The organism is Halomonas sp. Y3 (genome assembly GCF_024137965.1).
Taxonomy (GTDB): domain Bacteria; phylum Pseudomonadota; class Gammaproteobacteria; order Pseudomonadales; family Halomonadaceae; genus Halomonas; species Halomonas mongoliensis.
Genome location: NZ_CP099975.1, coordinates 1,070,232 through 1,093,677, shown reverse-complemented (window position 1 = coordinate 1,093,677; position 23,446 = coordinate 1,070,232). Strand labels below are relative to the sequence as shown.

General features: G+C 62.1%; 26 protein-coding genes. 19 read left to right on the top strand and 7 right to left on the bottom strand.

The features are described 5' to 3' along the window. Positions 1 to 97: 97 nt before the first annotated feature. The 3 genes from NHL60_RS05215 (at position 98) to NHL60_RS05205 (ending at position 2,921) form a co-directional block, all read left to right on the top strand. Positions 98 to 775: a thioredoxin domain-containing protein gene (locus tag NHL60_RS05215; protein ID WP_086509374.1), complete on the top strand. Its 678-nt coding sequence runs from the start codon at positions 98 to 100 to the stop codon at positions 773 to 775. After that, positions 772 to 2,031, top strand: a complete 1,260-nt coding sequence (locus NHL60_RS05210; RefSeq protein ID WP_200825301.1) for a M23 family metallopeptidase — start codon at positions 772 to 774, stop codon at positions 2,029 to 2,031. Before NHL60_RS05215 ends, NHL60_RS05210 begins: the two co-directional genes overlap by 4 nt. Positions 2,032 to 2,138: 107 nt before the next feature. Then, positions 2,139 to 2,921 (top strand): ZIP family metal transporter, encoded by a 783-nt coding sequence (locus tag NHL60_RS05205; protein WP_086509373.1) that lies wholly within the window; start codon positions 2,139 to 2,141, stop codon positions 2,919 to 2,921. 21 nt (positions 2,922 to 2,942) lie between these two features. On the opposite strand, the gene NHL60_RS05200 is transcribed toward NHL60_RS05205, so the two are convergent. Next, positions 2,943 to 3,401 carry a helix-turn-helix domain-containing protein gene (locus tag NHL60_RS05200; protein ID WP_086509372.1) on the bottom strand — a complete coding sequence of 153 codons (459 nt, stop codon included), beginning with the start codon at positions 3,399 to 3,401 and terminating at the stop codon, positions 2,943 to 2,945. Between the two features lie 85 nt (positions 3,402 to 3,486). Between NHL60_RS05200 and NHL60_RS05195 the strand changes: the two genes are divergently transcribed. The 8 genes from NHL60_RS05195 to NHL60_RS05160 all read left to right on the top strand — a co-directional run bounded on the left by NHL60_RS05195 (position 3,487) and on the right by NHL60_RS05160 (position 11,420). Continuing rightward, on the top strand, positions 3,487 to 5,682 hold the full coding sequence (locus NHL60_RS05195; protein WP_086509371.1) for a heavy metal translocating P-type ATPase: 2,196 nt from the start codon (positions 3,487 to 3,489) through the stop codon (positions 5,680 to 5,682). After that, positions 5,679 to 6,182: a signal peptidase II gene (lspA, locus tag NHL60_RS05190; RefSeq protein WP_086509370.1), complete on the top strand. Its 504-nt coding sequence runs from the start codon at positions 5,679 to 5,681 to the stop codon at positions 6,180 to 6,182. The genes NHL60_RS05195 and lspA overlap by 4 nt, the downstream gene beginning before the upstream one ends. 4 nt (positions 6,183 to 6,186) lie before the next feature. After that, positions 6,187 to 7,689, top strand: coding sequence for an apolipoprotein N-acyltransferase (lnt, locus tag NHL60_RS05185; protein WP_086509369.1), 1,503 nt, complete (start codon positions 6,187 to 6,189; stop codon positions 7,687 to 7,689). Positions 7,690 to 7,718: 29 nt separating this feature from the next. Beyond that, the gene (locus NHL60_RS05180) at positions 7,719 to 8,780 is read left to right on the top strand and encodes a L,D-transpeptidase family protein (protein WP_086509368.1); all 1,062 of its coding nucleotides are present in this window, start codon (positions 7,719 to 7,721) and stop codon (positions 8,778 to 8,780) included. A 235-nt stretch (positions 8,781 to 9,015) separates the two neighbouring features. Beyond that, positions 9,016 to 9,309 (top strand): hypothetical protein, encoded by a 294-nt coding sequence (locus NHL60_RS05175; protein WP_086509367.1) that lies wholly within the window; start codon positions 9,016 to 9,018, stop codon positions 9,307 to 9,309. A gap of 29 nt (positions 9,310 to 9,338) precedes the next feature. Continuing rightward, on the top strand, positions 9,339 to 10,082 hold the full coding sequence (locus NHL60_RS05170; protein WP_086509366.1) for a cytochrome c biogenesis CcdA family protein: 744 nt from the start codon (positions 9,339 to 9,341) through the stop codon (positions 10,080 to 10,082). Between the two features lie 23 nt (positions 10,083 to 10,105). Further along, complete coding sequence (locus tag NHL60_RS05165) at positions 10,106 to 10,969, top strand: YCF48-related protein (RefSeq protein WP_086509365.1); 864 nt, start codon at positions 10,106 to 10,108, stop codon at positions 10,967 to 10,969. Next, complete coding sequence (locus tag NHL60_RS05160) at positions 10,962 to 11,420, top strand: cytochrome c (protein WP_176342808.1); 459 nt, start codon at positions 10,962 to 10,964, stop codon at positions 11,418 to 11,420. Before NHL60_RS05165 ends, NHL60_RS05160 begins: the two co-directional genes overlap by 8 nt. Before the next feature lie 70 nt (positions 11,421 to 11,490). On the opposite strand, the gene NHL60_RS05155 is transcribed toward NHL60_RS05160, so the two are convergent. Together NHL60_RS05155 and merR are read right to left on the bottom strand one after the other, a co-directional pair. Beyond that, positions 11,491 to 12,792 carry an ISL3 family transposase gene (locus tag NHL60_RS05155; protein ID WP_033988338.1) on the bottom strand — a complete coding sequence of 434 codons (1,302 nt, stop codon included), beginning with the start codon at positions 12,790 to 12,792 and terminating at the stop codon, positions 11,491 to 11,493. A gap of 78 nt (positions 12,793 to 12,870) precedes the next feature. Next, positions 12,871 to 13,317, bottom strand: a complete 447-nt coding sequence (gene merR / locus NHL60_RS05150) for an Hg(II)-responsive transcriptional regulator (RefSeq protein WP_006911920.1) — start codon at positions 13,315 to 13,317, stop codon at positions 12,871 to 12,873. Positions 13,318 to 13,390: 73 nt separating this feature from the next. On the opposite strand from merR, the gene merT reads away from it, so the two are divergent. The 6 genes from merT to NHL60_RS19555 all read left to right on the top strand — a co-directional run bounded on the left by merT (position 13,391) and on the right by NHL60_RS19555 (position 16,482). Continuing rightward, positions 13,391 to 13,741, top strand: coding sequence for a mercuric ion transporter MerT (gene merT, locus NHL60_RS05145; protein ID WP_027965778.1), 351 nt, complete (start codon positions 13,391 to 13,393; stop codon positions 13,739 to 13,741). A 13-nt stretch (positions 13,742 to 13,754) separates the two neighbouring features. Then, the gene (gene merP / locus NHL60_RS05140) at positions 13,755 to 14,051 is read left to right on the top strand and encodes a mercury resistance system periplasmic binding protein MerP (RefSeq protein ID WP_022519794.1); all 297 of its coding nucleotides are present in this window, start codon (positions 13,755 to 13,757) and stop codon (positions 14,049 to 14,051) included. 2 nt (positions 14,052 to 14,053) lie between these two features. Then, positions 14,054 to 14,311, top strand: coding sequence for a mercury resistance system transport protein MerF (gene merF, locus NHL60_RS05135; RefSeq protein WP_033988342.1), 258 nt, complete (start codon positions 14,054 to 14,056; stop codon positions 14,309 to 14,311). Between the two features lie 73 nt (positions 14,312 to 14,384). Then, the gene (gene merF / locus NHL60_RS05130; protein ID WP_027965777.1) at positions 14,385 to 14,624 is read left to right on the top strand and encodes a mercury resistance system transport protein MerF; all 240 of its coding nucleotides are present in this window, start codon (positions 14,385 to 14,387) and stop codon (positions 14,622 to 14,624) included. After that, positions 14,617 to 16,266 (top strand): mercury(II) reductase, encoded by a 1,650-nt coding sequence (gene merA / locus NHL60_RS05125; protein WP_082051506.1) that lies wholly within the window; start codon positions 14,617 to 14,619, stop codon positions 16,264 to 16,266. The genes merF (NHL60_RS05130) and merA overlap by 8 nt, the downstream gene beginning before the upstream one ends. An 81-nt stretch (positions 16,267 to 16,347) precedes the next feature. Beyond that, positions 16,348 to 16,482, top strand: a complete 135-nt coding sequence (locus NHL60_RS19555) for a hypothetical protein (protein ID WP_008957399.1) — start codon at positions 16,348 to 16,350, stop codon at positions 16,480 to 16,482. 111 nt (positions 16,483 to 16,593) lie between these two features. Here the strand turns inward: NHL60_RS19555 and NHL60_RS05120 are convergent, their stop codons facing one another. The 3 genes from NHL60_RS05120 to NHL60_RS05110 all read right to left on the bottom strand — a co-directional run bounded on the left by NHL60_RS05120 (position 16,594) and on the right by NHL60_RS05110 (position 21,418). Then, a complete protein-coding gene (locus NHL60_RS05120; protein ID WP_140162521.1) occupies positions 16,594 to 17,061 on the bottom strand; it encodes a hypothetical protein in 468 nt (155 codons plus the stop codon). Beyond that, entirely contained in the window at positions 17,058 to 19,967 is a 2,910-nt protein-coding gene (locus NHL60_RS05115) for a site-specific integrase (protein WP_160113392.1), read from the bottom strand. The genes NHL60_RS05120 and NHL60_RS05115 overlap by 4 nt, the downstream gene beginning before the upstream one ends. 95 nt (positions 19,968 to 20,062) lie before the next feature. Then, complete coding sequence (locus tag NHL60_RS05110; protein ID WP_086511096.1) at positions 20,063 to 21,418, bottom strand: site-specific integrase; 1,356 nt, start codon at positions 21,416 to 21,418, stop codon at positions 20,063 to 20,065. Positions 21,419 to 21,591: 173 nt separating this feature from the next. Between NHL60_RS05110 and NHL60_RS05105 the strand changes: the two genes are divergently transcribed. Next, entirely contained in the window at positions 21,592 to 22,380 is a 789-nt protein-coding gene (locus NHL60_RS05105; protein ID WP_253449782.1) for a DUF4113 domain-containing protein, read from the top strand. A gap of 204 nt (positions 22,381 to 22,584) precedes the next feature. After that, on the top strand, positions 22,585 to 22,965 hold the full coding sequence (locus NHL60_RS05100; RefSeq protein WP_253449779.1) for a DUF2237 family protein: 381 nt from the start codon (positions 22,585 to 22,587) through the stop codon (positions 22,963 to 22,965). Between the two features lie 19 nt (positions 22,966 to 22,984). Here NHL60_RS05100 and NHL60_RS05095 read toward each other — a convergent pair whose 3' ends face one another. Beyond that, entirely contained in the window at positions 22,985 to 23,410 is a 426-nt protein-coding gene (locus NHL60_RS05095) for a hypothetical protein (RefSeq protein ID WP_253449776.1), read from the bottom strand. Positions 23,411 to 23,446 lie beyond the last annotated feature (36 nt).

Here is a 23,446-nt window from a genome sequence, read left to right as displayed (position 1 = left end):
CCACTATTCGCCGACTTGGGCACCCATCAGCGGTTGAGATCCACTCAGCAGTCCTCTCGTCGTGCTTTTCGCTTAACCATTTGAATTGGAGAAGTAAATGTACAAAAAAGCGACTTTTATCCTGGCCGGTGCGTTGATGCTGATCGCCATCATCGTGATCGTATCGAGACCCTCGCTGTTGGGCATGGGCGCCGAGGCGGCCAACCAGGATGGAGCTCAGGTCGAAAACTCTCTGGTGCGCTCACACTCGCCTATTCTGGGGCCGGAAGAAGCACCGGTGACCATCGTGGAGTTCTTCGACCCGGCCTGTGAGGCCTGCCGTGCCTTCTACCCGCTGACCAAGCGCATCCTGGAAGAGTACCCCGACCAGGTGCGGCTGGTGGTGCGCTACACGCCCTTCCACGGAGAAGTGTCCGAAACCGCCATTCGCGTGCTGGAAGTCGCCAGGCACCAGGACGTCTTCCAGCCGGTGCTGGAGGCGTTGCTGGCCCGCCAGAGCCAGTGGGCGGCTCATGGCAGCTTCGATGAAGCTGCTATTCTGGATATCGCCAGCCAGGCCGGTCTAGATAGAGCTGCAGCAGAGGAACAACTTGATTCACCCGAGGTACAAGCGGTCTTCGACCAGGACAAGGCTGACGTCAAGGCCAATCAGATCCGCCAGACGCCGACCTTTTTCGTCAATGGCGAGCTGGTGGACCCCTTCGGCATGCAGGAGCTGGTCGACGCCGTCAATCGTGAGGTGACCGAGGCCTCTGGCGAGGACGATGCGTCATGACGCGACGCTGGATGCTGGTAGGGTTGATGGGGCTGGGCCCTCTGCTGGCCGAAGCCCATTGGCAAGACAATGCCTCGCTATCACCGAGCGAGCCGACATCGGCCAGGGCACAAGCTATCCCGCAGGAGGGATCATCACCCTCGGCTGTTCAGCCGCCCGAGCGCGTCGCCCAAGAGCTAACCGTGGCACCAGGGGATACCCTGAATGCATTGCTGCAGCAGCTTGGCGCGGATTCCGACACGCGCACCCAAGCGTCGAAATCGCTGGCGGAGAGGTTCGACCCGAGACGCTTGCGGCCTGGAGACCGTCTCACTTTCACCTCTCTGACGACCGGACAGCCGGTGTCGGTGACCATCGAGCGTGATTCGGGTATTCAATACGTCGTCACGCTTGGGGAGCGGCCGTCGACGCGGATTGTCCCGCCTCGTCTCGACACCCTGACTCTGGGCCGTGAAGTGGACGTCGAAACGTCACTCTATGCCGCCTTGGCGGCAGAGGGGATACCCACGCGTTTCGCCGTGGACCTCGAGGTGCTGTTAGGCGGACTCATGGACACAGCCCGAGATATTTCGGGCGCGGAGCGCCTGCAGTTACTGTGGGAAGAGGATCGCCGAGAGGATGGCACGCGAGTTGGGCCTCCCCGTCTGACCTATATGGGGTTGGCTGACCAGTCGGCACGACTGGAGATGGTATGGCCAGCGGACCAGAGAGCCACCGTGATGCTCTACAAGGACGGTAGCCTTGTGGAGACGAAGCGGTTCCCGGTGGTCGGCGCACGCCTGACGTCCGCCTTCGGCAATCGACGCCATCCCGTATACGGGGGGGTACGTCGTCATGACGGCGTCGACCTTGCCGCGCCTCGCGGCACCCCGGTCATGGCGACGGCGCCGGGGCGGGTCTCCTTCATCGGTCGCCGTGGAGGTTATGGTCGTGTCGTGGAGGTAGAGCACGAGATGGGCACCCTCAGCCGCTATACGCATCTCAGCCGCTTCGCCTCCGGTCTGTCGGTCGGGGACGTCATCAATGCCGGCGACACGCTGGGGGAAGTCGGGGCCTCCGGACTCACCACGGGTCCCAACCTGCACTACGAAGTGAGAGTGGGTGACCGACCTGTCGATCCTCTGGAGGAGGGGCAGCGCATCATTCTGGGGGAGTCACCGGCACCCCAGGATTATCGAAGCGTGCTCTTCGAGGCTCGTGGTCGTCTGCAAAAAGCCATCGGTACGTCCGGTCTGGTCGCCTTGGATAATCGATAGGCCGACAGGCAGGCTTGTTGTATGACACGCATCGGTGGCCATGTAATGGCTATTGTCGTGTGACACAACATTCCCTGCAGTACCAATCCTCCAGAAGGGAAGGGTCTATGGAAGGTGTCTCTCCGGTCACACTGGGGTTCCTGGGTAGTCTTGCCGCCGGTTCGATGACCGCCATCGGAGCGCTACCTGTCCTGATCAGCAAGGCGCCCGATCGTGCCGTTCGCGACCTGGCACTCGGATTCGCCGCCGGTGTCATGCTGGCGGCGTCCTTCTTTTCACTGATCATTCCCTCCCTGGAAGCCTCTGGACTGCGCTATGGCGGTAGCGTCTTGCCTGCCGCCATTGCCTGCGCGTCGATACTGATGGGGATCGGACTGGTCGCCCTGCTGAATGAGCGACTCCCCCACGAACATTTCGAACAGGGGCGTGAAGGGCCGGAGGCTGCATCGCTGCGCCGAATCTGGTTATTCATCTTCGCCATCACGATCCACAACCTGCCAGAGGGTCTGGCGGTGGGTGTGGCCTTCGGAGCAGGGGGAAGCGAAGGGGGACTTCCCCTTGCTATCGGTATCGGCCTGCAGAATGCGCCGGAAGGCCTGGCGGTGGCAGTGGCATTGCTGGGTGAGGGGTATTCACGCTGGCGATCCTGGACCATTGCCTCCCTCACCGGGCTGGTCGAGCCGTTAGGTGGCCTGCTGGGAGCGGGAGTCGTCAGCATGTCGCAAGTGCTGCTCCCCTGGGGGCTGGCCTTCGCCGCCGGCGCCATGCTCTATGTCATCAGCCATGAGATCATTCCCGAGACCCACCGAAGCGGCCACCAGAACAAGGCGACGCTGGGGCTCTCGGTGGGATTGGTACTCATGCTGTTCCTGGATGTCTCGCTGGGCTAGCATGCCGACCCGTCCAGGCGCCTACCCCAGATCGTGAGCGCCTCCGTGGGCCTGGTCGCTGATACAAAGCTGATGATCGCCCAACACTTCAATGATCCGGCAGCTTTCGACCTTCCCCCCGGCACACTGGCTCACCATCCGTCTGAGCTCGTCACGCAGAGCGGAGAGCCGCTGCAGCCGCGCCTCGATCTCCTCCAGGTGGTGCTTGGCAATGGCGTCGACCTCCTGACACGGCATGTCGGGTTGGTCTGACATGGCCAGCAGTTCACGCACCGCATCCACCGAGAAGCCGAAGTCCCGGGCATGGCGAATGAAGGTCAACCGCCTGACAGCCTCCTCGCCGTAGCGTCGCTGCCCACCCACGGTGCGCGACGCATCGCCCACCAACCCGATGCGCTCATAGTAGCGCACCGTTTCAGGCTTGCAGCCGGCGCGCCGTGCCAGCTCGCCGATGCCGATGGCAGGGCTAATCTCCGGCATCCTGATGTTCCTCCCGTATGGCTTGAATCTATAGTTGCTATAAGGTTTATACTGCAAAGGATAACGCATCGCCAGGAGTGTCACCATGAAGAATTCAGCACCCATAGCCACGGCCACAGCCTCGACGCTACGGGTGGAAGGCATGGACTGTGGTGGGTGCGAGCGCAAGGTCGAAGCTGCGCTGGGCCGCCTGGAGGGCATCGAGGAGGTGTCGGCCAGCTCGGTCACCGGATCGGTGACGATTCACCCTCAGCAGAGCACGAGGTCCTCTCATGAGGCGATCGAGCGGACCCTTAACGAGCTCGGTTACCGCCTTGCCGGCGAGGATGAGGGAGGTAAGTCGGATGCCTCCCCAGCCTCTTGGTGGCAGACCGCCAAGGGACGCCTGGTAATCGTCACCGGGGGCCTGCTGACTCTGGCCTTCGTTCTCCGCCTGACCTGGCCGGCCCTGGGCAACTGGCCCTTCGTCGCCGCCACCCTGGTGGGGCTGGTGCCCATCGCACAGAGTGCCTGGGGCGCGCTGAAGATGCGCAACCCCTTCACCATCGAGATGCTGATGAGCATCGCCGCCCTGGGCGCCCTGGCCATCGATGCCGCCGCCGAGGCGGCGGTGGTGGTCTTCCTGTTCGCCGTGGGCGAATTGCTGGAGGGGGTGGCCGCCTCAAGGGCGCGACGCAGCATTTCGGCCCTCGCGGACCTCACCCCGTCCACGGCGAGGCTGATGGAGGATGGGGAAATCCGGGAGGTCTCGGCCGCCACGCTTACGCCCGGGCAGCGAGTCCTGGTGCGACCGGGCGACCGCGTCCCCTGCGATGGGCGTATCCTGACCGGCGAGTCCGATGTGGATGAGTCACCGATCAATGGGGAGTCCGTGCCCCGCTCGCGTGCCCCGGGTGACGACATCTTCGCCGGCACGGTCAACCTCGATGCCGCCCTGGAAGTGGAGGTAACCCGCGGTGCCGAGGACAACACCATCGCCCGGGTCATCCGCCTGGTGGAGGAGGCCCAGGCCGCCAAGGCACCGGTGGCCCGCTTCATCGATCGCTTCGCTTTCTACTACATGCCGGCGGTGGTGGGGCTCGCCCTGCTGATGGCGGTGGTGCCGCCGCTGGTCTCGACCATGGCCTGGTCGGAATCGGTCTATCGCGCCCTGGCCCTGCTGTTGATCGCCTGTCCTTGTGCCCTGGTGATCTCGACCCCCGCGGCGATCGCTGCCGGCCTCTCGGCGGGCGCCCGCCGTGGGCTGCTGATCAAGGGCGGCGCGGTGCTCGAACAGCTGGGTAAGCTCCGAACGGTGGCGCTGGACAAGACCGGCACCCTCACCGCCGGTACCCCCAAGGTCACCGACGTGGAGGATTGGGCCACCGGCCAGGGCGCGCAGGAGATCCTGAGGCTGGCCGCCGCGCTGGAACGTGACTCCAGTCATCCCATCGCCACCGCCATCTTCTCGCATGCACAGCAGCTGGGCCTTTCCATCCCCCAGACGAACGGCAACCGAGCCCTTTCGGGACGTGGCGTCGCTGGTCAGGTCGAGGGGCGTGAGCTGAGCTTGGTCTCCCCCCGGCAACTGACAGAGCAGGCTGCACTCGATGACGATCTGAGCGCCCGGATCGCCGAGTTGGAACACGCCGGCAAGAGTCTCGCCCTGCTGGTCGAGAGCGAGCGTCCGCTGGGGCTGATCGCAGTACGCGATGAGCCGCGTGAGGACGCCCAGGAGGGGCTGACGGCGCTGTCACGCCTGGGCGTGCAGGCGGTGATGCTCAGCGGTGACAATGCACGTACCGCCGCTGCCATCGGTGGCTCTCTCGGCATCGAGGCGTATGGCGAGCTGATGCCCGAGGACAAGGCCCGGCGCGTGCAGGCGTGGCAGGCCGCCGGCCGGGGGCCTGTAGGGAAGGTGGGTGACGGGATCAACGATGCCCCGGCGCTGGCAGCAGCCGATGTCGGCATCGCCATGGGGGGCGGCACCGACGTGGCACTGGAAACGGCGGATGCGGCCCTGCTCAAGAACCGCGTCACCGGCATCGCCGAGCTGATTGACCTGTCTCGGGCCACGCTGCGCAACGTCAAGACCAACGTCGCCCTGGCGCTGGGTCTGAAGGCCATCTTCCTGGTGACCACGGCATTGGGCATTACCGGCATGTGGATCGCGGTGATGGCGGATACCGGCGCCACCGTGTTGGTGACCCTGAACGCCATGCGGCTGCTGGGCTATCGCTTCTCGCCCGTCACCGCCACGAGTGGCTCGGCAAGCCCGCGCTACCAGGAAGCCACGTCATGAGAACGAAACGGATAGCGATGGCGCGTCAGGGCCCGTACTGGTTGGCCCTGGCGGGCCTGGTCGGCCTGGCCGACCAAGTCATCAAGTGGCTGGTGCAGGCGCTGATGCCGTATGGCCAGACCGTCCCGCTGACCCCATTCTTCAACTGGGGTCACTGGTGGAACACGGGGGCAGCCTTCAGCTTCCTCGCCGATGCGGGTGGCTGGCAGCGCTATCTTTTCCTGGGCCTGACGGGGATGGTGGCTATCGTTCTGACCATCCTGTTGTGCCGGCCCAGGCCCCGTCTGGAGGCGCTGGGGTACAGCTTGATGCTGGGTGGCGCGTTGGGTAATGGCATCGACCGCCTGGCACGAGGGTATGTGGTGGACTACCTGGACGTTTACTGGCGTGAATGGCATTGGCCCGCCTTCAACCTGGCGGATATCGCTCTGTTCCTGGGCGTAGTGGCCTTCGCCATTACGACCTTGCGTGAGCGTCCCTCCTCCAGATTGTCTGAGTGACGGCATGGTTGCAGACAACCTGTCAGTCCCGCACAAGACGCTTGCCGGACGGGTCACGCCGGCTCTCGGCTGTTTGCTGGCCCTGGTCGCCGGAGGGCTGACCACCCTGAGCGCCGCGCCCTTCGCGCTGTGGTGGCTGGGCCCGATAGCGGTGGCCCTCGTCTATGTCGGCATCCATGCTCTGACACCCTCTCAGGCCGCCCTTCGCGGCTGGTGCTATGGGGTAGGCCTGTTCGGCTCGGGGACCTCCTGGGTCTTCGTCGCGATCCACGACTATGGCTATACCGGGGCGCCCCTAGCGCTCTTCCTCACCGGTCTGTTCGTGGCCGGCCTGGCGCTGTTCTTTGCCGTGCCCTTCTGGTTCTATCGTCGCATAACGGGCCGGCGGCTGGCCTTCCTCAGCTTCGCCGGCGTCTGGGTGCTGAGCGAATGGCTGCGCACCTGGCTGTTTACCGGGTTTCCCTGGCTGCTGCTGGGCACCTCCCAGGTAGACTCGCCATTGGCGGCCTGGGCTCCGGTCGGTGGGGTCTACCTGCTATCGCTGATCACTGCGCTGACCGGCACCCTGGGCGTGGAGTTTCTGCGCCGACGCTGGTGGGCCATAGTGCCCATCGCCGCTCTTTGGTTGACTCCCCTGGCCCTGCCGGCCCAGTGGACCTCCCCGGCCGGCGAGCCGCTGCGGGTCGCCTTGCTGCAGGGCAACCTGGATCAGGCGATCAAATGGACGCCCGAGGGCCAGCGCGAGGCGGCCAGTATCTACACGGTGTTGACCCTTGCCCAGTCCGGCGACCTCGACCTGGTTGTCTGGCCCGAGGCGGCCCTGCCGATGTTCGAGCAAGAGGCGCGACCGATCCTCGAGCGGGTGCAGTCCAATCTCGCGCCCGACACCGCCCTGCTCACCGGCATTCTGCAGCGCGACGGAGGCGACTACTACAACAGCGTGATCGGCCTGGGGAACGCCGAGGGCCAGTATCGTAAGGCGCGCCTGGTGCCCTTCGGCGAATACTTGCCGCTTGATCGTCTGCTCGCCGGTACCATTGCCTTCTTCGACCTGCCCATGCCAACCATGACGCCCGGGCCCGAGGCTCAGGGGCCGATCCACGCCGCCGGGACCACCATCGGCAACGCCATCTGCTACGAGATCATCTATGCCGACCGGGTCGCCGAGCAGGCGCGCGATGCTGAGCTACTGCTGACGGTCTCCAACGACACCTGGTTCGGCCGTTCCATCGGCCCCCTGCAGCATCTGCAGATGGCCCGCCTTCGCGCCCTGGAGAACGGCCGGTACCTGATCCGCGCCACCAGCAACGGCGTGACCGCCATCGTCGATCCTCAGGGCCGCGTCACGGCCCGCGCACCACAGTTCCAGGCGACGAGCCTTCGCGGCGAGGTGATGCCCATGGTGGGAAACACGCCGTTCACCCGAACCGGTAGCTGGCCGACCTGGCTGTTGGCCGCCTTACTGGTGCTGCTTGGATGGCGATTCAACACACATCGGTCTGGATGATAAGGGTCCAGCCGAAAAGGGAGAGGATGATGGCGTTGTCGAAACCTCACTCAGGTACGGCGGGGGAAGCTTCGTTGTGGCAACTCCGAACACGCACACTGGTGGGAGTGCTGGCAGGCTGGCTCGCGCTCATCGGCGTTGCTCAGGCCCAGGAGGAGAACGAGTGGCCCCGCGGCCACTATCCATTGCCTGAGGAAGGCAATGTGATCGGCGACACCTACCGCATAACGGTGGAGGATCGAGAAGATACCCTGCTCGATATCGCCAGGCGACACAACCTGGGGTACAGGGAGATCGTGCGCGCCAACCCGGACGTGAGCATCTGGATTCCCGGCGAGGGTACCGAGGTGACCATACCCGGGCGCTTCATCCTGCCCGCCGGAGAGCGCACTGGCATCGTCATCAACATCGCCGAGCTGCGCCTATATTACTATCCCGAGGTGGATGACGACGAGACACCACGTGTCGAGACCTATCCTATCGGCATCGGTCGCGAGGGCTTCGATACCCCCCTCGGGGTGACCAAGACCACCATGAATATCAAGAACCCCGCCTGGTATCCCCCCGAGTCGGTGCAGCGTGAAGCCAGGGCACGCGGTGAAGAGGCACCCAGTGTAGTGCCCCCAGGCCCGGACAATCCGCTGGGAGACCATGCCATTATCCTTGGATTCGATGGCTACTTGATCCATGGCACCAACCAGCCGGATGGTATCGGCATGCGTGCCAGCCGTGGCTGTATTCGCATGTTCCCTGGGGACATCGAGTCGATTTTCGACCGCGTGCCCGCCGGCACCCAGGTCCAAATCGTCAACCAGCCCATCAAGATCGGCTGGTATGAAGGGCAACCGCTGATTCAGGCATTCTCGCCTCTGGAGGGAGAGGGGCACAGCATGTCCACGTTGGTAGAGACCGTCACACGCCTCAACCAGCGCAAGGCCGAGGGCTGGAGCTTCGATTATGAACAGCTTCGCGGCCTGCTGAATGATCCCAGCGATCGAATAGTAGCCCTGAATCCCAGGCCGGAGCCGGATAAAACGCATGATACTGATTACAAGGGGATCTACGCAGAAATCGCGCTGCGCAGACTATGACAACGACAAGGCGAGTCTTGTCGGTCTCGTGACACTGGGTATTCGGTCGTGGCTGATCCAGGATCTATAGCGCTCTACATGACCATTGGCGTTGCGTTTATAGCCCCACCTTGCCGCATGGAACGGTAGGTTCCTAGGCTTGCTTTTGGCATACCGATTCTGGGGAGGGAAGGGCTATTGACCTCGACGTTGCTCTGGGCTACCTACTGCCTTGGGAGTTCTCGCTGGCCTGGCCATGGGCTGGGAGCAACTGGTCCTGTTGGGTATCGCCCCCCTGCTGGTGAGCCTACTGCCCTGCCTCATCATGTGTGGGCTGGGGCTGTGCATGATGAAATGCCAGGACAAGAAAGGGAAAGCGACCGACCAGGGCGAAGTCTCCAACGTACAGGCCAAGGCGGAATCCTCTGAAATACAAGCCGAGGTAGAAGCCTATCCGGCAGCGCCCAAGCAAGCGGAAGCCGCTATTCCCCACGAAGCTGACCAGCAGGTGTCATCATCAGAGCACCCCCTGTCCAAGCTTCAAGCCTAGCCGCGGGATAAGGAGGGGGATAAGGAGGGATGTGGGAAGTCGCCAACATCGGCCTGATCACGGCGTTTCTGGCAGGCCTGATCTCATTCGCGTCGCCCTGTGTCTTGCCGCTCGTACCCGGGTACCTCTCCTTCGTCGCCGGCCGCTCGCTGGGGCAGCTACAGGAAGCGGACCGGCGCGAACGGTTCCGGGTGTTGACCCAGTCGATATGGTTCGTGCTGGGGTTCTCTACGGTCTTCCTGATGCTGGGCGCCAGTGCCACGGCCATCGGTCGCTTGCTGCTGGCCTATCGCCAGGAAGCCAATCTGGTCGGCGGTATCATCGTCATCCTGTTTGGTGCCTTCATGACCGGCCTCATCCCGCTGCATGGGCTACAGCGAGAGTGGCGCTTTATCGGCCGGCTCAAGGCAGAGGGTGGCGGGCGTAGTGCGGCGTATCTGCTGGGCGTGGCGTTCGCCTTCGGCTGGACCCCCTGTATTGGCCCGATCCTGGGCGCCATCCTGACCGTCAGCGCCTCGACGGCCAATGCTTCGAGCGGCATGGCGTTACTCGGCATTTATTCGCTAGGCCTGGGGGTGCCCTTCCTGCTGAGCGCCGTTTCGCTCGATCGCTTCTTGCACCACCAGAAATTCTTGCGCCGCTGGGGCCGAGCCATGCACCTGGCGGCAGGACTGATCATGATCCTGATGGGCATCTTGATGATGACCGGAAAACTGACCGAGCTCTCGTATTGGCTATTGCGCACCTTTCCCGCCTTAGGTGCCATCGGCTAACCGTTATCCAGGGAAATAGTGATATGAAAAAAATGATGAGTCGCTTCTGGCATACCCTATCAATCACGAGCGGGGCCATCATCGGCCTTGGCATCGCCTCCGTGGCCGCAGCGGCCGAAGATGTCTTGCCGGCGCTGGAGTATGACCTGACCGGAGCTCGTCTGCTCAAGGTGAATTCCAGCCAGCTGTTTGAAAGCACGAACGGTGGCGACTCCTGGCAGGCCATCCCGTTGCCCGAGGCCGTAAGGACCGGGCAGTTGGTGGTGGCGCCGGCTGCCGCTGAGCAGACGCTTTATATCGCCGGCCCATCGATTGGAGTGCAGCGTAGCGACGACAATGGCGACAGCTGGTACCGGGTCGATGAGGGCCTGCCCAGCCGGAACGTCATCGCTTTCAGTGCCCACCGACATCAAGTCGAGACGCTCTACGCCAAGATCGCTGACGACGGCATCTACCAAAGTGACGATGCCGGCGAATCATGGCGGAAGAAGGATAGCGGCCCTGTCCAACCTGTTCGCCGGCTCGTCCACTCCGATATGGAGGGCAGCATGCAGACCGGTTGGCTCTATGCGGTGTCTGACGATGCGGTGCGCCTGTCGATGGATTGCTTTTGCGGCTGGCGACCGACCGGAGAGCTCGATGCCGATACCGTCTACGATGTGGCCTACGAGTTCGACGAGCCCGAACGTGTCTATGTGGCCACGGATCGAGGCCTGTGGGTCAGCGACAATGGTGGCAAGGCGTGGCTACGGATAGAAGGCGACGCTCCTGAACTCGTCGCGATCACTCTGGCGCCAGAAGGTACCCTCTATGGTTTGGATCGCGTGGGGGAACTCGTGCGCAGTAATGACCAAGGCCGGAACTGGAGGGCGATTCCCGATGCGTAACCGCGGGGTCCTCGTCACAACCTGGCTGCTGTTAAGTACTGCCGGGCAGGCCATGGCGGATGATGCCCCTCTTTCGCACGATGCCTCTCAGCCGATAGAGGGGGAGCAGATTTACCAGCAGCATTGTGCCAGCTGCCACGGCATCGATGGCGAGGGGATGCCGAACTGGCAGCGACCCAATGCGATGGGTGAGTTGCCGGCCCCACCACATGGGCCAGAAGGGCATACCTGGAAGCACTCCGATGCCATGCTGTATCGGATGGTCTCCGAAGGGTGGCGCGACCCCTGGAACGAGACCGAACGACTGACCATGCCGGCCTTCGAGGACGTGCTCACCCCTGCCGAGATCCGCTCCGTAATTAATTACCTCAAGACGCTATGGACGCCAGAGCAACAACGTCATCAGGCGGAAGAAAGCGAGGGAGCCTCATTTCCGATGCAAAGTGAGTAGCTGTGGGGTCTAAGTATTGAAGGGTATCCGGATTAAGTGGTAGATGGAGCCCCCTTGCTCCTTCGAACCCTTAACTCTCCCAGAAGGTTGATAGATCGACGCCGTAGTTTTTCTCAGGCTCGGGAAGACCCATGCTGTAGGTCATGGTGGCCTTGCCCAGGAAGGGGGATTCCTTGATCTGCGGCACCTTCTTCTTGTGCTTGGTGGTGTAGAGCATCCGGGCCCGCATCACCTCGAATGAGTAGCCCCGGCCATCGCGGTTCTTGTCCTTGGCCAGCCGATTGATCGACTCCGTGAAGGCGTTGGTGATTGGGGTGTCGGTTTCGAAGTAGGCCAGCACCTCCTCGCGCCATCCGCTGACGGCGCTGACGAGATCCTTCCACACCTCTTTCTGCCCCTGTGGAATGTCGTCAATCCAGCGGGCCAGCGCCTTTTCGGCATCACGCCGGGTGGTGCTGTCCCAGATGTGGTAGAACCGCTCCTTGTGCTCGTAGGCCGCCAGGAGCTGAGGGAAGGCCCCTGTCCATGTCTCCATGATAAGCCGCTCGCGATCTGAAACGTCGTGGGCACGCTTCAGCAGGATCTTCCTATCGCCCTTGAGGGTCCGCCGCTGGTTTGGCTTCAGATCCTTCCTGAGTCCCTTACGCACCTTCTCCAGGGCTTCGTTGGCCATCCGCACCACATGGAACTTATCGACCACAATGCGAGCCTGCGGCAGTACCGCCTGGACAGCACGGCGGTAGGGTTTCCACATATCCATGCTGACGATCTCGACCTGGTGGCGCTCGGTCATGCTCATGAGGCGCCTCGTCACCGCGTCCTGCTGGCGACCGGGCAGCAGGTCCAGTAGGGTACGCTCCTCCAGGTTGGTCAGGATGCAGCGGTAGCGGCGGTTCAGGTACAGCTCGTCGATCCCCAGGCAGCGGGGTGTCTCGAAACGATGCCAGGCTGCCAGGAACTCAGCCTTCTTCTTGAATATCTCGCGGACAGTCTTCTCGTCGAGGCCCGTGGTATCAGCCACGTAGGCGTAGGGGTGATTGAAGGCTTCCTTCTCGACGTGGTTGTAAAGCCTCCGCGTCATGCGGTGATCGTCTACCATTTCCGGAAGAGCTGGCCGGAACGTCCTTCCACACGCCCGGCAGGTGTAGCGGCGACGGACCACCCAGAGGGTGACCCGCTTTCCGTGGATGGGTAGGTCGCGATAGGCCACATCGCGCTTGCCGAACCTGACAAACTCACTCTCAACGCCGCATTCCTCGCAAGCTAGAGGCTCAGGAGCTTCGACCTGGTAGTGGAGATCATGCTCTTCCATCTTGGTGCCTAGGACGTGGTACTCGGGAAGGTGAAGGATGTTGTCAGGCAAGCTAGTCATGCAAACTTTCCTTGTCGACATGGTCCATAGATGATCGCGACTCTTTGACCGCGTTGTTTTCAACGAACTGAAGGTGAGTTACTCCCTTGGGTCTTCTGCTTCTCTGAGCCCTTCATGCAATGACGCAATTAGCGGGCAAGTGATATTGCCTTGTTGTGCATGGCATCTGTCGACCATTTCGCTCAGCACCTTCTCAATTCTTTCAAGCCTGTCGATCTTCTCGCGAACGTCCCCTAACTTGTGCTCTGCGAGAGCACTGGCTTCTTGACAGTGGGCGCCATCTTCCAGCCGAAGTAGGTCACTGATCTCATCCAGACTAAAGCCCAGCTGCTGCGCCGTTTTCACGAACGTCAACCTGTCGATATCGGCGGCACTATAGCGTCGAATACCTCCGGGAGGGCGTTCGGGCTCCGATAATAGCCCTCGTCGCTGGTAATAGCGGATTGTCTCGACATTGACGCCGGCCGCCTTGGCCAGGCCGCCAATGGTCATGGTGTCCGCCACTTTATCTGCATGTCTCTTCATGATGCTTGACTCCGTACCAAGCTACGGAAGTAACCTTATCGTAGCTCCCCCCATCCCGAAAGGAGAATCGTCAATGCGGACATCTAAAACGGGGCGAGGGCCCCTGGCCGCCGGAGGAGTCGCGGCCCTCCTGGCCTCGGCGTGTTGCCTCGGCCCGCTGGTGCTGATCACGCTGGGCGTTTCCGGCGCCTGGATCAGCAATCTGGCGGCGTTGGAGCCCTATCGCCCGCTCTTTATCGGCGTCGCGCTGGTGGCGATGTTCTTCGCCTGGCGTCGCGTCTTTCGGCCAGTGGAAAAGTGCCAGCCGGGAGAGGTGTGTGCCGTGCCACGGGTCAGGACGGGCTACAAGGCGATCTTCTGGCTCGTATCGCTGCTGGTGCTAATCGCCCTGGTATTCCCCTACATCTTGCCCCTGTTCTATTAAAAGGAGATCTACCATGAAAGCTCGTTTCGCCTTCATCGCGCTACTCGCCCTGCTCAGCACGCCCGCCTTAGCGGCCCTGCAGACCGTGACGCTGTCGGTGCCGGGCATGACCTGTGCCGCCTGCCCGATCACCGTCAAGGCCGCCCTCAACAAGGTGGACGGCGTCTCGCAAGTCGACGTGAGCTACGCGGATCTCGAGGCCGTGGTCACCTTTGACGACGCCCGAACGTCGGTGGAGGCATTGACCGAGGCCACCATCAACGCTGGGTATCCATCAACCCCGACATCCTCGCAAGCGGATCGAGAGTGATCATGAAGAATCCCAAGCCCCTGCTGCGCGTGAGCGTGATCGGCACCGTCCTGGTGGCATTGTGCTGCTTTACGCCGATCCTGGTGATCCTGCTTGGCACGGTGGGCCTGGCGGGGCTGACGGGCTATCTCGACGTTGTGTTATTGCCGGCCCTGGCCTTCTTCATCGGCCTGACCATTTATGCGATTTGGCGTAAGAAGCAGTTCGACGCCTGTTGTGACAACGGCTCTATCAAATCAAGGAATACGCCCCCTGAGTGACATCAAGCAGCTGCACATCGCGGTCATCGGGTGAGTTGTTTACGAGCTTGCCCGCCACGGTGAAGGAATAAGCGTGAAAGATTCGCAGAAATTTTTAAGCGTCGTGCTTGGCACCGGGTTGATGGTGCTGTGTTGCGCCGCGCCAATCGCCCTGGTGCTATTCGGTACGGCGGGCCTGGCCGCGTTGGCAGGCTATCTCGATTACCTGCTGTTTGCCGCCCTGGCCATCGGCTTACCTCTCTACGCGCGATACCACAAGCGGAAGCAGGATGCCGGCTTTACTAATGAAGACTCGGAGAAACGTGATGATTGAACTCAACGTGAGTGGCATGACCTGTGACCGCTGTGCGGATCATGTCAGGGAAGCCCTGGAGAAGCTGCCCGGCGTGCAGTCGGTGGAGGTATCCTATCCTCAGGGGACGGCATCGGTAGCCGTTGATCCGGAGACACCGGCCTCGGCGTTGACGTTTGCCGTGACCCGACTTGGCTACCAAGCTCGACTGGCCAACAGTGGGCCCACTTCCCCGGCAGGCGCATCGGTGTCCAAGGGCCGTGATGAAGACGCCCCGCACATCGCGGTGATCGGCAGCGGCGGCGCCGCCATGGCGGCGGCCCTGAAAGCCGCCGAGCGCGGCGCCCGGATCACCCTGATCGAACGCGGCACCGTCGGCGGTACCTGTGTCAATACAGGCTGTGTGCCTTCGAAGATCATGATTCGCGCGGCCCATATTGCCCACTTGCGTACGGAAAGTCCCTTCGATGCAGGCCTGAGCGCCCAGGCGCCGGTGGTGGATCGGGCCAAGCTGCTCGAGCAGCAGCAGCGACGTGTCGAGGAACTGCGTGACGCCAAGTACGAGGGGATTCTGCGCGACCACCCGGCCATCACGGTCCTGCACGGCGAGGCCCGGTTTATCGATGCCCATAGCCTGATGGTCAAGCTGAACGAGGGCGGCGAGCAGGTCGTCCACTTCGACCGCGCCTTAATCGGTACTGGCGCCCGACCGGCAGTACCGCCGATCCCGGGTCTTGCCGACACCCCCTACCTGACCTCTACCAGTGCGCTGGCCCTGGACACCCTTCCCGAGCGGCTGATTGTGATCGGCGCCTCGGTGGTGGCCCTGGAACTGGCCCAGGCCTTCGCCCGGCTGGGCAGCCGGGTCACGGTGCTGGCCCGCAGCCGCCTGCTCTCCCAGGAAGACCCGGCGGTAGGGGATGCGGTGGAGGCGGCGTTTCGCCGCGAGAGCATCGAGGTCCTCAAGCAGACCCAGGCGAGCCGCGTGGACTACACCGACAATGAATTCATTGTCGACACCAACGCCGGCACCTTGCGGGCGGATCAACTGCTGGTGGCCACCGGACGGACACCCAATACCGAGGCCCTGAACCTGGCGAGCCTCGGCGTGGAAACCGCACGTGGGGCGATTCTGGTCGATGAGCATCTGCACACCACGGTGCCGGGGCTCTATGCCGCCGGTGACTGCACCGATCAGCCGGAGTTCGTCTATGTCGCCGCCGCCGGGGGCAGCCGGGCTGCCGTCAACATGACCGGGGGCGAAGCCACCCTGGACCTGAGCGCCATGCCGGCGGTGATCTTCACCGACCCCCAGGTGGCCACCGTCGGCCTGACGGAAGCCGAGGCCATCGAGCAAGGCTTCAGCGTCGATACCCGCGAGCTGGACCTGGAAAACGTGCCGCGTGCGCTGGTGAATTTCGACACCGGTGGTTTCATCAAGCTGGTGGCCGAACGCGACTCGGGCCGGTTGCTGGGGGTGCAGGCGGTGGCGGGGGAAGCCGGTGAGCTGATCCAGACGGCGGTGATGGCGCTACGCGCACGCATGACCGTACACGACATCGCCAATGAGCTATTTCCCTACCTGACCATGGTGGAAGGGCTCAAGCTCTGTGCCCAGACTTTCACCAAGGATGTGACGCAGTTGTCCTGCTGTGCCGGGTGAACGATATGAGCGCGACCGTGGTGCCACTGGGCGGCGGCACCACGGGTTTTGGGCATGGACACCACAGGGAGCTCTGTCACGATGAACACGACACTACCCGATTGCGGGATGATGGGGGCGATGGGCTGGATAATGCCAGTGATCGGAATTGCCCTACTATTGCTGCTGGTCCTGGGCATCGCCTGTTTGGTGAAGTATCTGCTCTCTAGCAAGTGAGCGTACTGAGCGAGCCATCAACCAGCTAATCCGTTGTGGGTTGAGTTTGTCGGCCACCTTTCTCTCTCGCATACCAACCAGATAATCCGGATACCCGTATTGAAAAGGTGATTATAGACCCAAGTTTTCCCGAAGAATCTGATCGCGCAGGACGCCATTCGATTTTTCCGATAAAGCCAGCTTCCGCTCAACAGCGAGAATGCGAGCGGCCAGCTCAGCCTTTGTCAGGCGCATCAAATAATGCATACGTCGCCGCTCCGCATCGGTGGGTCTTTCCACATCGCTGTTCAGTAGGCGTCCAATGGTACGCCGCCTTCGAACGGGTTGAGCAGCTTCCTCGTATAATTGGCAGCATTCAGGATTTCGAAGAATGGTGGATTCGGAAATCCCCATTCCCGTATCGGAGAGTTCACGCGACATTCTCGCAATCCGTCCCAGCGTCACAGGACTGCCGGTCTCCTGTAGCCGGCTGATTGCTTGACGCACGATCGCCACGCTTCGATTGCGACGTTGCTGATGACTGCGTTTCAAACCGGCCATTGCAGCCTCGGAACGTGCCTTACTGGATTGTCGCGTCATCCCTCCTTCCTCCCGATGGTCAGTATGACGGGGTCTGCTGCCGCCTGATCAGCTCGCTCAAGAAGTTCCATCTCGGCCAGCACATCATTGCAGCTCGCCATGGCTTCCTTTGCCTTGCGCTCTTCAGCGGGCAGATTCTGTGCTTCCGCCATTTCCGCCATCTGCGCACAGGCCTGCCGGTAGATGATGACTTGGTCACGCTTGCGCCAGTCGGGCGCATTCCCGGCACAGCCGATGCAGGCGAACTTGATGGGACACTGACTGGCCACTGTGCAACGTCCACCGATAACCGGGATCAGTGCACCCACCTGCTCCTGCGCGGCTTCGACCTGCCGCCGGATTTGCGCTGGGGATCGTATGTGGGTACGGGACAGGTCCACACGGCTTTCAAAGATCTTCCGTTGCAGCTCCACCAGCCTGGCCGGCGTCGGCTGGGAATAGTATTCGGTCACTCGTATATCTCGCTGCTTCATGAGGAGTGCGATCACATCCACAGGCGTGTTCAACGCCCGCATCTCCGTGGCAAAGCCGTGACGCAGCAGGTGGGAAGTGACCCGCACGGCCTCACCGTCAGGCGTTTGCAGCGAGATACCGTGCAGCATGATGGACATCGTCGCATTGATGTCCTTATGGCTGAAATGTCTTCCGGCGTGCTGCCATAAGTAGGGCGCCGGTCGAAGTTTATGCCGCAAATTCCTAGTAGCAGGGATGGTCTCCAGGCTCTGCTCCCGCTCTCGCTGGAACTTCCACCAAGCGTGTAGCGCTCTCATGCAGCGCTCGTCAATATAGTAGGGCTCTTCTGCCCGGCGTCCCTTGGGAATTGCGCGAAAGGCGATCGCTTCACGGCCCTTGGCGAGCAGCACTCGTGATAGATGCTCCTGACTCAACCTGATTTGCAGGAACTCGTTCATGCGAGCCCCGGTCTTGGTCATGATCTGAATGGCCGCATGCCCGACGAGAGCGCCAAGCTTGAGCGCATCAAGTGGAATAAAGAGCATGCCAATATCTCGCGAGATACGTTCCAACCAGTTATTGGTTGATGCTCCCCAAGTCGATTGTGGAGGGAGCTGAAATGAGCTTCTCGAGTAGCCATTTCGCGTCAGAAAATCAGGATCGACAACCTGAGAGCGCAGCACATTCGCCTGCAGCAGTTCGATGAACCAATAGGGCTCTACAGCATCAGCGTCATCACGGGCATGGCCGCCCTCATAGCTCAGGAAGTAACCTGCCTGGTCGCATACCGCCGCACGCATGCGCTGACGCTGATCCTGATGATAGTAGAAGTCTTCTGCCACGGGCTCATGCACAGAACGCAATGTCGCTGCGTCCCAGAGCCTGAAATGCTGCTGTGTCGGTCGAGTGCGGCCTGAGGCCGATACCGTCTCATCGGTGATCGAGAATGATATCGGCAGGGCCTCTCCCTTCCGTTCATGATGGGCAATGGCATCTCGGAAGGCTGTGTACAGTCGCTCGACCTGAATGCATCGACGCTCGGCTATATCACGGAGCAGATAGAAGCGATCATGTACAACGGCGGTAGCGGCCTTACGGCGCATCCTCTGCTCGGCTCTTACTTCTCTATGAATAGTGGAGCGGTGCCAGAAGTGGTCATCCTTCAGAGCAATGAGTTTCCAAGGCGCTACGGCCCGGCGCTGCTCGGGTGTCAACTTGAGTAGGTAATCCTCTTGTTTGCGCAGCAAGCGGAAATAGGTCTGCAGAAATCGGCCGCGCTTGGGCGTACCCTCTTCCGGCAATACCTCACCATCATGGTATCTTTGATAGAACGCCTCGGGGTCCAGCTCATCGATATCTGCAAGTTCCAACCGTTTTAGATAGCGCGACATGCTGGCAAAGAAGGTGATGTCGTTACGTCGGTTGCCATCGGCGAAGGTCATGACGAAGAATGCCACATCCCGTAGTTTCGGTTGCGAAATGGAGTGGATCATTCGGCGCTGGGACTCATTGAAGGGCCGCCCCATGGTCGGTGATTCCAGAAAGGTCAGCGGCAGGTGGTGGAGTGCCGGTGTTACTCTGTCAAGCACCATCTCCAGAGTGATCTCCTTCCATACCCGCAATGGCCTGGCCTGATGCCCCGTCTCTTCTTCCCAACGCCGGATTTCTTGTTTAATGTGACGATCATTGTGCTCGGAAATCCGCAGTACCTCGCTGTAGGCTACCGTATGTCCCTCGCGGTGTAGGTGCTCAATGGTCAGACGTGTGAGCCGCGTGAGCACTTCACGTGAACGCCGCGTATTGGGAAGCGAATAGCGAAAGGTATTGAAGTCCCGACGCCAGCCCTCATAGGCCTCACGACTGTCGACCGGGGTGCTCAGGAGTTCATCGGCCAATGCTGCCACGTAATGGCGCGAATACCCCGACACGGTGGCTACGCTGTACCCGAGGCACCGGCTGATATCGGCCAGCTTGAAGGGAGTGCCGAGCCGGCGACGACGGTCCAGTTCCGCCGTGATCGATTCGTTTCGCTGGTTCAGCGCATGATTTTCGCCCACGAGGACGGTGGTACCGTAGGTGTCGAGAGATTTCCAGGCAACCGTGCGCGCTACCTGATGACCGGTCTCCTGCTCCCAGAGAACCAACTCCTCATTGAGGATCCGTCTTCGCCCTCCCGTAATGGCTTCAACTGCGTTCACCGTCATCAACGTGTTCTCGCGATGCAGTTGTTCGATGACCAGCCGCACAAAGCGTCGGAACAGCACCGGACCACTTGTTGTGCGCGTAATAAAGGGGCGAAAGGTGCGGTAGTCACGTACCCAGCGTTCATGAGCCTCTCGGTTCTCGACCACCGTCTGCAGCAACTCCGCTGCCAGGTCACGAACATAACGCTGGGTAACGCCACTGATCGTCTTGCGATCGTAGCCGGTAACCGCCATCACCTCCCGATTCACGAAGGCCTCACCCCGCTCGCGTCGACGATCAAGCTCGGCACGTATCGTAAGCCGCCGATGCTCCGGATTGGCGCGGTGTTGCCGGGCCGGCGGCGTCATGGTTTCAGCATCTCATCTAACATTCGCTGGCTCTCGGTAAGTGACTCGGGGGGAGAAGCCGGCTGGGAACGGCGAGCGCGATCATGCCGGTGCTCACGTTCGATGCGAGCATGAATGCGATGAGCCAGCTCCGGCAGATTATGTCGGCAGATAGCTTGGTCATAGATTGGCAGCATGTCGCTTTTCCAGGCCATGAGTTCACGTAGGGCACCACGCAGGCTCAGCAGTTCCTCAGCGGATCGGGCACGCTGGTGGATGTCGTTGAGCGCCTGTGTCACGAACCAGTGGCGGACCTGATGGCAACGCACTTGTAGGCCGGCGGCGTTGAGAGCCGGTGCCCAATAGTCGCGGCGGAAGTGGTCCGGGTTCATTGATGTGCCACGTCGAGTCAGGAACAGCGGAAGGTGATGAAGAGCTTCCACAGGCAGTGTAGTGAGTTCCGCCAGCCCATACCCTCGGGGATCTAGCCGAGCACGCTGCTCGTCCACATAGTGTCGCAGGACCTTGGCCGTGCGGTCGGTAATGAACAGCCTTTTCACTCGGCGTCCATGACTTCCCTTGCTGATCGACAACATCTCTCGCATAAAACCACTCTGCACCCAGTCCGCCACGCTGAGTTGACAAGCCTCGTGCACACGGCAGCCGGTATCAAAAAGGATACGTACCAGGCCGGTTTCGCGTAGTGTCCACCCCCACTGCTCACCAGCTGACATGACCCTGTTCATCAGGGCCGGTTCATCCAGGATCTCGGGTAACCATTGATTCCCCTTCAGCCGGAAGTAACTGGCGGAAAGGCGCATCTCTCGAACGCCGTCTACGCCACTGTCAGCCGGCATGGGCATTCGACCATGGGCATCGACAAACACCTGGAGTTGCCGGCGGCGCTCCTCCTCGATGTATCGGCGGGCACCGTCGGCATCCATCGGATTGCCATGGTGATAGCGACCGTGCTCATGCAGTACCGTGTAGAACGATCTCAGCGCCGCCAGGAGCCGTTCCAGGCGCCGGCCAGTCTGCCAAGTCGGTTCGATCCGACGGGTTTCGAATCCGCAGCGATCTCGACCCAACGCCACGATGCACTTCATTTCCGAAGCGAGGAAGAAAGCCAACAGTGCCCGCACCTGAGTAGGTGGACCAAGCAACTGCCAACCCTGTCGAAGCACGACGGGATGATCTGCCGCCCAGGAAGCAAAGGAGACCACTTCCCTCGTGTAGGCTCTTGCCGTCAGCGATGCATGATGACGCACGGACAGGCAGGCATAGAGGGTCAGCTCCGGGTGCGGTAACCCATCGCGATCCACCACATGAAAGGGATAGCAACCTTCGGCATGCAGGACTCGATAAACCGGCATAAACGGTTACCTCCCCAGAGCCAAGAATACTGTTGCTACCTGCACATGTCCGATGACTGTACTACAGTAGCTTTGATGAGAAAGAGTCCACTCTGGAGTATAGAGCCAAGCTGGCCAACCGCGCGGCCAAGACACTGCCGGACGATGGCGCCTTACGCCATGGCGGCGTCTGCGTGCTGAGGCCCGACGGCGCGATATACGAGCCGCTGCTGCGTCAGGTCGAGCTGGGCGATGTGTGGGGCGTCGGTCGCCGGCTGGCGGAGCGTCTGGCGCTGATGGGCGTTCACAGCGCCTGGGATCTCGCTCAGGCCGACCCCAAGCGGGTTCGCCGGCGCTTCTCGGTCACCCTGGAGCGTACCTGCCTGGAACTGAAGGGCACTCCCTGCCTCGAGATGCAGGACCCTGGCGAGTCTCGTCAGCGCATCATGACGTCGCGCTCATTCGGAAGGATGACCGACAGCCGCGAGGAGATTCACCAGGCCATCCGGCAGTTTGCCCAGCGCAGCGCCGAGAAACTGCGCGGGCAGGGCAGCCTGGCCCGAGCCGTCTACGTTTTCCTCAAGACCAATCGCCATCGCCCCGACCTGCCCCAGTACTCCCCCGGCGCCGTGGTGGAACTGCCCTGCCCCACCGACGACAGCCGCGACATCCTGCAGGCGTCCAGCCAGGCGTTCGCGGCCATCTACCGGCCCCGCTACCGCTTCATGAAGGCCGGCGTGATGCTGGTCGACCTGGTGGATGCCAACCGGGCCCAGTTCTCGCTGCTCGACACGCCGGAAAGCCAGGCCAGGCGCGAGCGCCGCGAGCGCCTGATGGCAACGCTGGATACGCTCAACCAGCGGATGGGGCGCGGCACCGTCACCTTCGGGCGCGCCTCGCCCAGGGCCGCCTGGCAGCTGCGCTGCGCCAACCGCACGCCGCGCTGGACCACGCGCTGGGACGAGCTGCCGCGGCTGCGCTGAACGCACTCGCCGCGGCTCTCCCGGGACGTCGCCCTCACACCATAGAAGGCGCCCGCCGGCTGCCGTCGCCACGTATCCAGACAGGGGCCTCCGGACGGGAAGCGCGGCGGGCCATGCGCCGGAACCGCGGTGGTTGCCCGACAGCGACGGGCAGCATAGTTTGTTCGTATGTCCAAAGCGCCGAGGCACTCAGGAGGTGACGCCATGCAGGACACGACCGACGCCCTCAACGTACTGGGCCAGCCCCTGGAGCCCTGCGGCCAAGACCCGGTCACAGGGTTCTACCGCGACGGCTGCTGCCGGGTGGGGCCAGACGACCTGGGGGTACACGCCGTCTGCGCAGAGATGACCGCGGAGTTCCTCGCTTTCACTCAGCAGCAGGGCAACGATCTCTCGACACCCCGTCCCGAGTTTGGCTTTCCCGGTCTCCGGCCGGGCGACCGGTGGTGCCTCTGCGCTGGCCGCTGGCAGGAAGCGTTCGCGGCGGGACGGGCGCCGCGCGTTGTTCTGCAGGCCACCCATCAGGCCGCGCTGACGCAGTGCCGCCTGGAGGACCTCAAGCGCTGCGCGGTGGACCTGAACTGATCCAAAGACTGGTGCCGTTCTACACCAGCTTGAACGGCTCGATGTCACGGAAAATGCCGGTCTTGGTCATGTCGCGGCGCAGGGTGAAAGCCTCCATGGCCGCTACCAGGTCTACCTGGTCCAGCCTGTCGAAGTGGATCCTGCTCCACTGCTCGCGAGTGACCGTGACGCTGAACAAGTACTGGTCGCGCTCGCCGCCGGTGGCCGGGTCGGTGATCTGGCGATAGCCGGAGATCTTCGCCTCCTGCACAGCGGGCAGGCGCGCGAACACCCCGCCCAGCACGCGAAAGGCGATGCCGTGAACGTGATCCCGGTAGAGCTCACGTTGCCGGGTATCGCTGAGCCGGCGGGGCGTGAGCCTGATCTGCTTGGCGGGCATGGTCCAGTAGCGGTCGGGCATCTCGTCCTCACAGGGGAGGTCGATATCCACAGCGGTAGTTGTCAAGGAATCTGTCGCCTCTGAGTTCATTCAGGCCGCCTG